The following is a 12,862-nucleotide window of genomic DNA, read 5'->3' on the forward strand; positions in this document are numbered from 1 at the left end:
GTAAGCTTTCGTGTGGCTTACCACTGCAAATAAGGACATGAAATGCCTGTAATTACGCTTCCTGATGGCAGCCAGCGCGTGTTTGACCGCCCTGTCAGTGTCATGGATATTGCGCTGGACATCGGTCCAGGTCTGGCGAAAGCCTGTATCGCTGGCCGCGTTAACGGTGAACTGGTTGATGCTGTTGATCCCATCACCGACGATGCCGCTGTCGCGATCATTACCGCAAAAGATGAAGCGGGTCTGGAAATTATCCGTCACTCCTGTGCGCACCTGTTAGGGCACGCCATTAAACAGCTGTGGCCGGATACCAAAATGGCGATTGGCCCGGTCATTGATAACGGCTTCTATTATGATGTCGACATCGATCGTACCCTGACCCAGGAAGATATCGACCTGCTGGAAAAACGCATGCATCAGTTGGCTGAAACCAACTACGATGTGGTGAAGAAAAAAGTCAGCTGGCAGGAAGCACGCGACGTCTTTGCGGCGCGCGGCGAAATCTACAAGACCACCATTCTTGATGAAAACATCAGCCATGACGATAAGCCTGGCCTGTATCATCACGAAGAATATGTCGACATGTGCCGCGGTCCGCACGTGCCGAACATGCGGTTCTGCCATCATTTTAAACTGCAGAAGATCTCCGGTGCCTACTGGCGCGGCGACAGCAGCAATAAAATGCTGCAGCGTATTTATGGCACCGCATGGGCCGACAAAAAGCAGCTGGCAGCCTATCTGCAGCGTCTGGAAGAGGCGGCGAAGCGTGACCATCGTAAGATTGGTAAGCAGCTGGATCTCTATCACATGCAGGAAGAAGCCCCCGGTATGGTCTTCTGGCATAATGACGGCTGGACCATCTTCCGCGAGCTGGAAGTGTTTGTCCGCAGCAAATTAAAAGAGTACCAGTACCAGGAAGTTAAAGGTCCGTTCATGATGGACCGTGTTCTGTGGGAAAAAACCGGGCACTGGGAAAACTATAAAGAAGCCATGTTCACCACCTCATCTGAGAACCGTGAATACTGCATCAAACCGATGAACTGTCCTGGACACGTTCAGATCTTTAATCAGGGTCTGAAATCCTACCGTGACCTGCCGCTGCGTATGGCAGAGTTTGGTAGCTGTCACCGTAATGAGCCATCAGGTGCGCTGCACGGTCTGATGCGCGTTCGCGGCTTTACCCAGGATGATGCACACGTCTTCTGTACAGAAGAGCAGGTGCGTGACGAAGTGAACAGCTGTATCCGCATGGTCTATGACATGTACAGCACCTTCGGCTTTGAAAAGATTGTGGTGAAGTTATCCACCCGTCCTGAGAAGCGCATCGGTACAGATGAGATGTGGGATCGTGCCGAGGAAGACCTGGCCGCCGCGCTGAACGAAAACAACATTGAGTTTGAGTTCCAGCCCGGCGAAGGCGCGTTCTACGGCCCTAAAATTGAGTTCACTTTGTACGATTGTCTTGATCGCGCCTGGCAGTGCGGAACAGTTCAGCTAGACTTCTCCCTGCCAAAACGCCTTGAAGCAACCTACGTAGGTGAAAACAACGACCGTCAGACGCCAGTGATGATTCACCGTGCGATTCTGGGATCGATGGAGCGCTTCATCGGTATTCTTACCGAAGAGTTCGCCGGTTTCTTCCCAACCTGGCTGGCACCGCTGCAAGTTGTGGTAATGAATATTACCGACGGACAAGCGGAATATGTTGAGTCTTTGACGCGTAAGCTGCAGAATGCTGGCATTCGTGTGAAGGCAGACTTGAGAAATGAGAAGATAGGCTTTAAAATCCGCGAGCACACACTACGTCGCGTCCCTTATATGTTGGTCTGCGGTGATAAAGAGGTGGAATCAGGCAAAGTTGCCGTTCGCACCCGCCGTGGTAAAGACCTGGGAACGATGGATGTCGATCTGTTTGTTGAGAAGTTGCAACAAGAGGTTCGCAGCCGAAATCTTCACCAATTGGAGGAATAAAGTATTAAAGGCGGAAAACGAGTACTACCGACGCGTCCGAACAAAATTAACAGTGAAATCCGCGCAACTGAAGTGCGCTTAACGGGCATGGATGGCGAGCCGATTGGCATTGTCACATTACGCGAAGCTCTGGAAAAAGCCGAGGAAGCGGGCGGCGACTTAGTCGAAATCAGCCCGAATGCCGAACCGCCGGTCTGCCGTATTATGGATTACGGCAAGTTCCTCTATGAAAAAAGCAAATCTTCTAAGGAACAGAAGAAGAAGCAAAAAGTTATTCAGGTTAAGGAAATCAAATTCCGTCCTGGAACCGATGATGGCGACTATCAGGTCAAACTACGCAACCTGATTCGCTTTCTGGAAGATGGCGATAAAGCCAAAATCACGCTCCGCTTCCGCGGTCGTGAGATGGCGCACCAGCAGATCGGTATGGAAGTGCTTAACCGCGTCCGTAAAGACCTGTGTGAAGATCTGGATTTGGCCATTGTCGAATCCTTCCCTTCGAAGATCGAAGGCCGCCAGATGATCATGGTGCTCGCTCCTAAGAAGAAACAGTAGGCTTTCAAGTAGCAATAGCCGCGCAGCGTTCGCGCCGTGCGGTTATCTGTTCGCCTGTCTGGGTCATGTTATTAACAATGCGAAGTGGATATTTTTAAAATGCCAAAGATTAAAACTGTACGTGGCGCGGCTAAGCGCTTCAAGAAGACCGCTTCTGGCGGCTTCAAGCGTAAACACGCAAACCTGCGTCATATTCTGACTAAAAAATCTACTAAGCGTAAACGTCACCTGCGCCCTAAAGGCATGGTGTCAAAAGGCGATCTGGGTCTGGTTATTGCCTGCCTGCCGTACGCATAAGTAAATTTTTTTCATTAATTCAGAATATTAAACAGGAGAGCTAAATGGCTCGTGTAAAACGTGGTGTAGTTGCTCGCGCACGTCACAAAAAAATCTTAAAACAAGCTAAAGGCTATTACGGTGCACGTTCACGTGTTTACCGTGTTGCTTTCCAGGCTGTTATCAAAGCTGGTCAGTATGCTTACCGTGACCGTCGTCAGCGTAAGCGTCAGTTCCGTCAGCTGTGGATCGCGCGTATCAACGCAGCGGCACGTCAGAACGGCATGTCTTACAGCCGTTTCATCAATGGTCTGAAAAAAGCAGCCATTGAGATCGACCGTAAGATCCTGGCCGACATCGCAGTATTCGACAAAGTGGCATTCTCTGCACTGGTCGAAAAAGCGAAATCAGCCCTGGCGTAAGTCAGATGAAAAAGGGAGCTTGCTCCCTTTTTTATTGCCTGTAACTTACGCAAAAGATTGACATTTTCGTCGCAGAGCTTTTCAATAGACCCCCTGTATCGCATGACAAGGTAACCGCAAGCATGAATGCTGCTATTTTCCGTTTCTTTTTTTACTTTAGCGCCTGACATTCGGGGGCTTTTGCGCATAAGAGAAGAAACGAAAAACCGCGCTAAAAGCCTCCCTCGTGGAGGCTTTTTTGTTTCTGGCGCTAGCATATTGGACCGGCAGGTCCCAACGAGAACTGACCAGCCTGACTGGAAAAAGAGGAAATTATGTCCCAACTCGCAGAACTGGTGGCCAGCGCCACGGCGGCCATCGACGGGGCGACGGATATCGCCGCCCTTGACGCGGTGCGCGTCGAATACCTGGGTAAGAAAGGACATCTGACACTGCAGATGACGACGTTACGCGAGCTGCCAGCAGAAGAGCGTCCTGCAGCAGGTGCGGTAATCAACGAAGCGAAGCAGCAGGTCACTGAGCGCCTGAATGCACGCAAAGATGCCCTGGAATCCGCCGTGCTGAATGCCCGTCTTGCGGAAGAGACCATTGATGTCTCGCTGCCGGGTCGCCGTATTGAGAATGGCGGTCTGCATCCGGTCACCCGCACCATGGATCGCATTGAGACTTTCTTTGGCGAGTTAGGCTTTGGCGTGGTAACAGGGCCGGAAATTGAAGATGATTATCATAACTTCGATGCGCTGAATATTCCTGCGCACCACCCGGCACGTGCCGATCACGACACCTTCTGGTTCGACGCCACGCGTCTGCTGCGTACTCAGACCTCTGGCGTGCAGATCCGCACCATGCAGGCTCAGCAGCCGCCTATCCGCATTATTGCGCCAGGCCGCGTCTACCGTAACGATTACGACCAGACTCACACGCCGATGTTCCATCAGATGGAAGGGCTGATCGTTGATAAAAACATCAGCTTTACCAACCTGAAAGGCACGCTGCACGATTTCCTGAACAACTTCTTCGAAGAAGATTTACAGATTCGTTTCCGTCCTTCTTACTTCCCGTTCACTGAGCCATCGGCAGAAGTGGATGTTATGGGTAAAAACGGCAAGTGGCTGGAAGTGCTGGGTTGCGGCATGGTGCACCCTAACGTGCTGCGCAATGTCGGCATCGATCCGGAAGTTTACTCTGGTTTCGCCTTTGGTATGGGCATGGAGCGTCTGACCATGTTGCGCTATGGCGTGACTGACCTGCGTGCTTTCTTCGAAAATGATTTACGTTTCCTCAAACAATTTAAGTAAGGGCAGGATATCCAATGAAATTCAGTGAACTCTGGTTACGCGAATGGGTAAATCCAGCCCTGGACAGCGCTGCGCTGTCTGAACAAATTACTATGGCCGGTCTGGAAGTGGACGGGGTTGAGCCGGTTGCCGGTGCGTTCCACGGCGTTGTGGTCGGTGAAGTAGTCGAGTGCGGCCAGCACCCTAATGCCGACAAGCTGCGTGTCACCAAAATCAACGTGGGCGGCGATCGCCTGCTGGATATCGTCTGTGGCGCGCCGAACTGCCGTCAGGGACTGAAAGTCGCCGTCGCGACCGTAGGCGCTGTGCTGCCAGGTGATTTCAAAATCAAAGCGGCCAAACTGCGTGGCGAGCCCTCTGAAGGAATGCTCTGCTCGTTCTCTGAGCTGGGTATTTCCGACGATCACAACGGCATCATCGAACTGCCTTCGGATGCGCCGGTTGGCACCGATATCCGCGCTTATCTGCAGCTGGACGACAACACTATCGAAATCAGCGTTACGCCTAACCGCGCCGACTGTCTGGGTCTGATCGGTATCGCCCGTGATGTTGCCGTGCTCAACGGCCTGCCGCTGAACGTACCGGAGATGCAGCCGGTCGCGGCGACGCTTAACGACACGTTCCCGATTCAGGTTGACGCGGCAGAAGCCTGCCCGCGCTATCTGGGCCGCGTCGTGAAAGGGATTAACGTTAAGGCTGCTACGCCACTGTGGATGAAAGAGAAGCTGCGTCGCTGCGGCATTCGCTCTATCGATCCGGTCGTCGATATCACCAACTACGTTCTGCTGGAGCTGGGTCAGCCGATGCACGCCTTCGACCTTGACCGTGTTGATGGCGGTATCGTGGTGCGTATGGCGAAAGAGGGCGAAAAGCTGACGCTGCTGGATGGTACGGAAGCCGCCCTGCAGAGTGATACTTTAGTGATCGCCGATCATCATAAAGCGCTGGCGATGGCCGGTATCTTTGGTGGTGAACATTCGGGTGTGAACGGCGAAACGCAGAACATCCTGTTTGAGTGTGCTTATTTCGATCCGCTCTCTATCACTGGTCGCGCTCGTCGTCACGGTCTGCATACCGACGCATCACATCGCTACGAGCGTGGCGTTGACCCGGCACTGCAACACGTTGCGCTGGAGCGTGCCACTCAGCTGCTGCTGTCTGTCTGCGGCGGTGAAGCGGGCCCGATTATCGATCAGACTCATCAGTCAGCGCTGCCTGTACCCGCCACGATCACGCTGCGTCGCGAAAAGCTGGATCGTCTGATTGGTCACGTGATTGCAGATGAGCAGGTTACCGACATTCTGACGCGTCTCGGCTGTGACGTGACTGTAGGTGAAGGGCAGTGGCAGGCCGTCGCACCGAGCTGGCGCTTCGATATGGCCATTGAAGAAGATCTGGTCGAAGAAGTGGCCCGTATTTATGGCTACAACAATATTCCTGATGTGCCGGTACAGGCGGGTCTGGTGATGACCCATCACCGTGAAGCGGATCTGTCGCTGAAACGCGCCAAAAACCTGCTGGTAGATAAAGGTTATCAGGAAGCAATTACTTATAGTTTCGTTGATCCGAAAATCCAGCAGCTGCTGCATCCAGGTGAAGAGGCGCTGCTACTGCCAAGCCCGATCTCCAGCGATATGTCGACAATGCGTCTGTCACTCTGGACCGGTCTGCTCAGTGCGGTGGTTTACAACCAGAACCGTCAGCAGAGCCGTGTACGTCTGTTTGAGAGCGGCTTACGCTTTGTGCCAGATACGCAGGCGGATTTGGGCATTCGTCAGGATCTTATGCTGGCTGGCGTCATCAGCGGCAACCGCGTTGAAGAGCACTGGGATCTGGCGCGTCAGACAGTTGACTTCTATGATTTGAAAGGCGATTTAGAGTCGCTGCTCGATTTAACCGGCAAACTGGATGAGATCAGCTTCCGGGCTGAGGCGAATCCGGGGTTGCATCCAGGACAGAGCGCGGCGATTTATTTACGTGATGAACATATCGGATTTATCGGCGTTGTTCATCCTGAGCTGGAACGTAAGCTTGATCTCAATGGCCGCACCTTAGTCTTTGAACTGCTTTGGAATAAGGTCGCAGACCGCGTCCTGCCTGACGCGCGCGAGATTTCTCGCTTCCCGGCGAACCGCCGTGATATTGCCGTTGTAGTGGCTGAAAACGTCCCTGCAGCAGATATCATTGCGGAGTGTAAGAAAGTTGGCGTAAATCAGGTAGTTGGCGTAAACTTGTTTGACGTGTACCGCGGTAAGGGCGTTTCTGAGGGCTTCAAGAGCCTCGCAATCAGCCTGATTTTGCAGGATACCAGCCGGACACTCGAAGAAGAGGAGATTGCCGCGACCGTTGGCAAATGCGTTGCGGCATTAAAAGAGCGATTCCAGGCAACCTTGAGGGATTGAACCTATGGCGCTTACAAAAGCTGAGATGTCAGAGTACCTGTTTGAGAAACTCGGGCTGAGCAAACGCGATGCCAAAGAGTTAGTAGAGCTGTTTTTCGAAGAGGTACGTCGCGCTTTGGAAAATGGAGAACAGGTAAAACTGTCTGGGTTTGGTAATTTTGACCTGCGTGACAAGAACCAGCGTCCTGGCAGAAACCCGAAAACGGGTGAAGATATTCCGATTACTGCGCGTCGCGTAGTAACGTTCCGCCCAGGACAGAAGCTGAAAAGCCGCGTAGAGAACGCTACACCCAAAGAGACTGACTGAATTTCAGCGTTTCAAAAAGGCCGCGCAAGCGGCCTTTTTTCATGGTTCCGGTAAGCAGCTTTCAGGGTTTCAGTAAGCCAGGATCCCGCTTCCCGCGCCCGTCAATGCCCACACCAGCCTGGCGCAGAGCCCCTTTCAGCCTTTCTTTTTTCACCAATCTCTCTACAATCAAATCACTGTTTTCTCAGCTAATCCCGCTTATGTCTCTGCTCGACACGTTCGCACGCCAGGCCGGTCAACGCGGCCAGAAGTGGCTGATTGCGCTCGCCCTTATGCTCGCTGCACTGCTTTGTCTCAGCCTCTGTGCTGGAGACAGCTGGGTCGCGCCCTCTGCGTGGTTCAGCGATAGCGGACAGCTCTTTGTGTGGCAATTGCGGCTGCCCCGCAGTCTGGCTGTCGTCCTGGTGGGCGCGTCACTGGCGGTATGCGGCGTGGTGATGCAGGCGCTGTTTACCAATCCCCTGGCGGAGCCGGGCCTGCTCGGCGTTTCGAATGGTGCCGGTATCGGCCTGGTGCTCGGCATGCTGCTGGGCAGCGGCTCGCTGTGGAGCCTTGGGCTGGCGGCGATGGCCGGCGCGCTGATTATTACGCTAATCCTGCTGCATTTTGCTCATCGTCAGCTCTCGGTCACCCGGCTGTTGCTGACCGGCGTGGCGCTGGGGATTATCTGCAGTGCCATCATGACCTGGGCGGTTTACTTCAGCACCAGCCTCGATCTGCGTCAGCTGATGTACTGGATGATGGGGGGATTCAGCGGCATTGACTGGCGCTATGGCTGGATGATGCTGGCACTGCTGCCGGTGATGCTGGCGCTGGGGGCGACCGGGCCGATTCTCAATCTGCTGGCTCTGGGCGAGACCTCCGCCCGTCAGCTCGGGCTGTCACTCTTCTACTGGCGTAACCTGCTGGTGCTGGCCATGGGCTGGCTGGTCGGCATCAGCGTCGCGATGGCCGGCGCTATCGGCTTTGTCGGGCTGGTCATCCCGCATCTGCTGCGCCTGAGCGGCATCAGCGATCACCGCTATCTGCTGCCGGCATCGGCATTGGCGGGCGCGGCGGTGCTTCTGGCAGCCGATATCGTGGCGCGTCTGGCACTGACGTCAGCGGAGTTGCCGATAGGCGTCGTGACGGCGACACTGGGCGCGCCACTGTTTATTATTTTACTGGTGAAATCTTCGCGCTAGCTTCGGCTGGCTACTCTGTATCCACAACCGCATCCATTACAGGAAAAAGCATGAACATTTATGAGACTGAACTGGTTACGCTCGACGGGGAAAAAACCACGCTGTTAAAGTGGCAGGGCAAAGTCCTGCTGGTCGTCAACGTTGCCTCGAAATGTGGTCTGACGCCGCAATACGAAGAGCTGGAGAACCTGCAGAAAGCCTGGCAGGATCAGGGTTTCAGCGTACTCGGCTTCCCCTGCAATCAGTTTCTGGAGCAGGAACCGGGCAGCAGTGAGGAGATCAAAACCTTCTGCAGTACCACCTATGGCGTGACGTTCCCGATGTTTGCCAAAACCGAGGTTAATGGCCCGGCGCGTCATCCGCTCTATGCACAGCTGATTGCGGCCCGACCTGACGCGGTGCGTCCTGAAGGCAGCGGCTTTTACGCGCGTATGGAAAGTAAAGGACGCGCGCCGAAAGAGCAGGGCGACATCCTGTGGAACTTTGAAAAGTTCCTGATTGGTCGTGACGGCAGTGTGATCCAGCGTTTTGCACCAGACATGACGCCGGAAGATCCCATCATTCTGGAAACGATTAAACAGGCGCTGGCAAAATAGATGCTGTTGCGCCTGCAACAGGCCGCCGTCCCCGGACGGCTGCTGCCCCTGACCGGCGAACTTGCCGCCGGTCAGTTGCTGCACATTGCAGGCCCGAACGGAGCCGGTAAAAGTACCTTACTGAGTGTCATTGCGGGGCTGCAATCCGCCTCTGGCAGGGTGTTGCTGGATGAACAGCTGCTAAGTAACTGGAACGGTGCGGCACTGTCCAGGGTGCGCGGCTGGCTGCCACAGCAACAGGCACCCCTGAGTCAGATGCCGATCTGGCACTATCTGCGTCTTCATCTTAAATCGGCGGGGCCGCAGGCCGATGCCCGTCTCAGCATGCTGCTGCAGCGGCTTCAGCTGCAGGATAAGTTATCGCGTTCACTGACCCGGCTCTCCGGCGGGGAATGGCAGCGCGTCCGGCTGGCAGCCGTCTGTGCTCAGATTGATCCTCACATCAATCCTCACGGGCGGCTGCTGATCCTTGATGAGCCGTTGACGGCGCTGGATATCGCACAGCAAAAAGCGGTGGACGATTTGATTGCAGCGCTGTGCGCGTCGGGGATCAGCGTAATCGCCAGCAGTCACGATCTTAACCACAGCCTGCAACAGGCAGACAGGGTCTGGCTGATGGATAGCGGGCAGGTGATCGCGCAGGGCGAACCTTCAAAGGTTCTGACGCCGCAGCGCCTGACACCGCTCTACCAGATTGCATTCCGGCAGATTGAGCTTGAAGGACGCACGCTGCTGACCGTTCTGCCCTGATACTTGCTACCTGGCGGGCTTTACCGCTACATTATGCCGGTTGCAACTTCTGATAAGGACATTTGGCGATGCGCCTGGGTTTGCTGATTTTAGTTCTGCTGCTGACGGGATGCAGTCATCACGCTCCGCCGATTAATGGTCGTCTTTCCGATTCAATCACCGTGATAGCGGAACTGAACGATCAGCTCGGTCACTGGCGCGGTACCCCTTATCGTTATGGCGGCATGAGTCGTAACGGTGTTGACTGCTCCGGCTTTGTCTATCTGACCTTCCGCGATAAATTTGCACTGCAACTGCCGCGCACCACCTCAGCCCAAAGCGATATTGGCACCCGCATCAGCAAAGATGAACTGCTGCCAGGCGATCTGGTCTTTTTCAAAACCGGACGCGGTGAAAATGGCCTGCATGTGGGCATCTATGATACCGATAACGCTTTTATCCACGCCTCGACGAGTCAGGGCGTCATTCGCTCCTCACTCGACAATGTCTACTGGCGAAAAGTGTTCTGGCAGGCTCGCCGTATTTAACAGCAGGTTTGCGAAATCAGACTTAAGTCCAATTTAAAATAGAGTTAAAACAAAGGGTAAAAGTTTTATTTTAAATGAACGTTTAGCGTGAGGATTTAATAAAAAGAATAATGGCTGATTTAATTCCACTAATAACCGGTGTTTTATCACCTTTATTTGGCTTAAGCGTGATCGGCTGTTGTCAAACGGCAATGGAAGCGTAAAGAAGGTCGTCTCTTCAATGATTTGGCACTATTGCCTGCAGCTGACCATTACTATACGATATCAACATCGCCGCATATTCTGGCATTAAAATGAAAATTCATCTCTCGGCCGACTATCAGTCGGAAATCTGGTTTTATCCTGTCTGTGATGTTGACGGACGGTTGACCGCTGTCGAGCTGGTTACGCAGTTTGTGCATGAAAGTGCGCCCATCACCCTGCCACAGGATCTGCTGCTTCCCCAGCTTGACGAGTCGCAGCAGTTGCGCCTGCTGCAAAGCCAGATTGGATTGCTGGAGCAGAATCGCGGATTATTTGAAACGCATTCCGTGTCAGCCTTTATCCGTATTGATGAAGGCATGGCCCGGACGCTGCTTGCCAGTGAATTAGTCATGCGCAAAATAAAACAGCTGCCGTTCATTCTCCTGAATATCACTGAAACGTTTCCGCAACTTAAGCTGGGCAACAATAATCCGCTGCTGGCGAGCCTGCATGCTGAGTTTAATTTAGCACTTTCACATTTTGGCGCGGGCAAAACACCCTCTAATGCGGTCTACGATAATTTATTCAGCTGCATCTGTCTCGACAAAGAGTTTATTCACTCCCTGGCAAAGCGCGCATCATTCGTGCCGTTTATTCAGAGCATTATTGATAATTTCCGCACGCATTGTGACCGCCTTATTATTTGCGGCATTGACGATGAAGTGCTGTTCGAAAAAGTGAGTCAGCTGAATGGCGCTGAGTTTCAGGGTTCACTCTTCCCGGTGGTAAAATCTGATGCGCTGCATTCGCTGCTCTGTGCCGACGAGCGCATGCCATCTTCTCAGCATCCTGGCTGACCTGACCTGTTAATCCCCGCCATCAGCGTTACACTAAAGGACTAACCTACGTATCGCTGAGTATCGCATGGGAGAAACAATGTCCTCAGGCAAGGCCTCTTTTGACAACACCTGGTTCCGTGAGCTTTCCGGGTGTTATACCGCGCTGAACCCCACGCCGCTGGCAGGCGGACGTCTGCTGTATCACAACGCACCGCTTGCAACCTCAATGGGGCTGGATAGTGCGCTTTTTGAGGGTCACGGTCACGATGTGTGGCACGGTGCGGCACTGCTGCCCGGCATGCAGCCGCTGGCGCAGGTCTACAGTGGCCATCAGTTTGGTGTCTGGGCGGGTCAGCTCGGTGACGGGCGCGGTATCCTGCTGGGTGAACAGCGTCTTGATGATGGCAGCAAACTTGACTGGCATCTCAAGGGTGCAGGCCTGACGCCTTATTCCCGCATGGGCGATGGTCGTGCCGTCATTCGCTCCAGCGTCCGGGAGTTTCTCGCCTCGGAAGCGCTGCACCATCTGGGCATTCCCACCACGCGCGCACTCACTCTGTCGATAGGCGATGAGCCGGTCTACCGCGAAACCACTGAACGTGGCGCGATGCTGATGCGCATTTCACCGAGCCACCTGCGTTTCGGTCATTTCGAGCATTTCTTTTACAGCCAGCAGCAGGAGAAAGTACAGCAACTGGCCGACTACGCCATTCGCCATCACTGGCCGCATCTGGAAGGAGAAGCGGACCGTTATCAACAGTGGTTTGCCGACATTGTGTTACGCACGGCACGCCTGATTGCGCTGTGGCAGAGCGTGGGCTTTGCGCATGGCGTCATGAATACTGACAATATGTCGATCCTTGGCCTGACTATCGACTATGGCCCGTATGGTTTTCTGGATGATTATCAGCCTCACTTTATCTGTAATCACAGCGACTATCAGGGGCGCTACAGCTTTGAAAATCAGCCGATGATTGGCATGTGGAATCTTAACCGTCTGGCACATGCGCTGTCGGGGCTGCTGACCACTGAGCAGTTGCGAACGGCGCTGAGCGCCTATGAACCTGAACTGATGCGGGTCTGGGGTGAAAGGATGCGGGCAAAACTCGGCCTGCTGACACAACAGAGCAGCGACAATCAGATTCTGACCGATCTGCTGGCGCTGATGACGCAGGAGCACAGTGATTACACCCTGACGTTCAGACTGCTGAGTGAGACCCGGCAGACTGAACGTCGCTCACCGCTGCGCGACGAGTTCATCGATCGTGAGGCGTTTGATAGCTGGTATCAGCGCTACCGCAGCCGTCTGATGGACGAGCAGGTCAGCGATGCGGAGCGTCAGGCTGTGATGAAGGCGGCCAATCCGGCGGTGATTCTGCGCAACTATCTGGCACAGCAGGTAATTGAAGAGGCGGAGCGGGGCGAGCAGGGTGCGCTGGCTCGTCTGCATCAGGCGTTACAGCAACCCTTTAGCGATGAAACAGCCGCTGAGTATCGTCAGCGGCCGCCAGATTGGGGCAAAACCTTAGAGGTCAGCTGCTCCAGCTAATCG

The 12,862-nt window shown here is 54.1% G+C and carries 14 protein-coding genes and 1 other annotated feature; all 14 genes read left to right on the top strand.

Going from position 1 to position 12,862, the window contains the following annotated elements; all coding sequences use genetic code 11:
* The first annotated feature begins 42 nt into the window (after window positions 1-42).
* Window positions 43-1,971: a threonine--tRNA ligase gene (thrS, locus tag NIM72_RS20150; protein WP_161735832.1), complete on the top strand. Its 1,929-nt coding sequence runs from the start codon at window positions 43-45 to the stop codon at window positions 1,969-1,971.
* A gap of 3 nt (window positions 1,972-1,974) precedes the next feature.
* Entirely contained in the window at window positions 1,975-2,526 is a 552-nt protein-coding gene (infC, locus tag NIM72_RS20155) for a translation initiation factor IF-3 (protein WP_033732471.1), read from the top strand.
* A 99-nt stretch (window positions 2,527-2,625) separates the two neighbouring features.
* Entirely contained in the window at window positions 2,626-2,823 is a 198-nt protein-coding gene (gene rpmI / locus NIM72_RS20160) for a 50S ribosomal protein L35 (protein ID WP_004157374.1), read from the top strand.
* A gap of 44 nt (window positions 2,824-2,867) precedes the next feature.
* Window positions 2,868-3,224, top strand: a complete 357-nt coding sequence (gene rplT / locus NIM72_RS20165) for a 50S ribosomal protein L20 (protein WP_003853267.1) — start codon at window positions 2,868-2,870, stop codon at window positions 3,222-3,224.
* Between the two features lie 117 nt (window positions 3,225-3,341).
* Window positions 3,342-3,467: a sequence feature (Phe leader region), on the top strand.
* Window positions 3,347-3,391, top strand: coding sequence for a pheST operon leader peptide PheM (gene pheM, locus NIM72_RS20170; RefSeq protein WP_106120997.1), 45 nt, complete (start codon window positions 3,347-3,349; stop codon window positions 3,389-3,391). (Overlaps the previous feature by 45 nt.)
* Window positions 3,468-3,538: 71 nt before the next feature.
* Window positions 3,539-4,522 (top strand): phenylalanine--tRNA ligase subunit alpha, encoded by a 984-nt coding sequence (pheS, locus tag NIM72_RS20175; RefSeq protein WP_161735830.1) that lies wholly within the window; start codon window positions 3,539-3,541, stop codon window positions 4,520-4,522.
* Between the two features lie 14 nt (window positions 4,523-4,536).
* Window positions 4,537-6,924 (top strand): phenylalanine--tRNA ligase subunit beta, encoded by a 2,388-nt coding sequence (gene pheT, locus NIM72_RS20180; protein WP_161735828.1) that lies wholly within the window; start codon window positions 4,537-4,539, stop codon window positions 6,922-6,924.
* Window positions 6,925-6,928: 4 nt separating this feature from the next.
* Window positions 6,929-7,231 (top strand): integration host factor subunit alpha, encoded by a 303-nt coding sequence (ihfA, locus tag NIM72_RS20185; protein WP_003853259.1) that lies wholly within the window; start codon window positions 6,929-6,931, stop codon window positions 7,229-7,231.
* 200 nt (window positions 7,232-7,431) lie between these two features.
* The gene (gene btuC / locus NIM72_RS20190) at window positions 7,432-8,415 is read left to right on the top strand and encodes a vitamin B12 ABC transporter permease BtuC (RefSeq protein WP_222924112.1); all 984 of its coding nucleotides are present in this window, start codon (window positions 7,432-7,434) and stop codon (window positions 8,413-8,415) included.
* A 50-nt stretch (window positions 8,416-8,465) separates the two neighbouring features.
* The gene (locus NIM72_RS20195) at window positions 8,466-9,011 is read left to right on the top strand and encodes a glutathione peroxidase (protein WP_222924111.1); all 546 of its coding nucleotides are present in this window, start codon (window positions 8,466-8,468) and stop codon (window positions 9,009-9,011) included.
* Window positions 9,012-9,761 carry a vitamin B12 ABC transporter ATP-binding protein BtuD gene (gene btuD / locus NIM72_RS20200; protein ID WP_253421741.1) on the top strand — a complete coding sequence of 250 codons (750 nt, stop codon included), beginning with the start codon at window positions 9,012-9,014 and terminating at the stop codon, window positions 9,759-9,761.
* A gap of 68 nt (window positions 9,762-9,829) precedes the next feature.
* A complete protein-coding gene (locus tag NIM72_RS20205) occupies window positions 9,830-10,288 on the top strand; it encodes a C40 family peptidase (RefSeq protein WP_013357687.1) in 459 nt (152 codons plus the stop codon).
* Window positions 10,289-10,581: 293 nt separating this feature from the next.
* Complete coding sequence (locus NIM72_RS20210) at window positions 10,582-11,328, top strand: EAL domain-containing protein (protein WP_253421744.1); 747 nt, start codon at window positions 10,582-10,584, stop codon at window positions 11,326-11,328.
* Between the two features lie 79 nt (window positions 11,329-11,407).
* Window positions 11,408-12,859, top strand: coding sequence for a protein adenylyltransferase SelO (locus NIM72_RS20215; RefSeq protein WP_253421746.1), 1,452 nt, complete (start codon window positions 11,408-11,410; stop codon window positions 12,857-12,859).
* Window positions 12,860-12,862: the final 3 nt, after the last annotated feature.

The sequence above is a fragment of the Pantoea sp. B550 genome, from assembly GCF_024158165.1.
Lineage (GTDB): Bacteria > Pseudomonadota > Gammaproteobacteria > Enterobacterales > Enterobacteriaceae > Pantoea > Pantoea alfalfae.

Bases quoted from the DNA above. Each gene is read 5' to 3' on its own strand.
- btuC (WP_222924112.1), top strand. From the start codon at position 7,432: ATGTCTCTGCTCGACACGTTCGCACGCCAGGCCGGTCAACGCGGCCAG.
- NIM72_RS20205 (WP_013357687.1), top strand. From the start codon at position 9,830: ATGCGCCTGGGTTTGCTGATTTTAGTTCTGCTGCTGACGGGATGCAGT.
- NIM72_RS20215 (WP_253421746.1), top strand. From the start codon at position 11,408: ATGTCCTCAGGCAAGGCCTCTTTTGACAACACCTGGTTCCGTGAGCTT.
- NIM72_RS20195 (WP_222924111.1), top strand. From the start codon at position 8,466: ATGAACATTTATGAGACTGAACTGGTTACGCTCGACGGGGAAAAAACC.
- rplT (WP_003853267.1), top strand. From the start codon at position 2,868: ATGGCTCGTGTAAAACGTGGTGTAGTTGCTCGCGCACGTCACAAAAAA.
- ihfA (WP_003853259.1), top strand. From the start codon at position 6,929: ATGGCGCTTACAAAAGCTGAGATGTCAGAGTACCTGTTTGAGAAACTC.
- NIM72_RS20210 (WP_253421744.1), top strand. From the start codon at position 10,582: ATGAAAATTCATCTCTCGGCCGACTATCAGTCGGAAATCTGGTTTTAT.
- pheT (WP_161735828.1), top strand. From the start codon at position 4,537: ATGAAATTCAGTGAACTCTGGTTACGCGAATGGGTAAATCCAGCCCTG.
- btuD (WP_253421741.1), top strand. From the start codon at position 9,012: ATGCTGTTGCGCCTGCAACAGGCCGCCGTCCCCGGACGGCTGCTGCCC.
- pheS (WP_161735830.1), top strand. From the start codon at position 3,539: ATGTCCCAACTCGCAGAACTGGTGGCCAGCGCCACGGCGGCCATCGAC.
- thrS (WP_161735832.1), top strand. From the start codon at position 43: ATGCCTGTAATTACGCTTCCTGATGGCAGCCAGCGCGTGTTTGACCGC.
- rpmI (WP_004157374.1), top strand. From the start codon at position 2,626: ATGCCAAAGATTAAAACTGTACGTGGCGCGGCTAAGCGCTTCAAGAAG.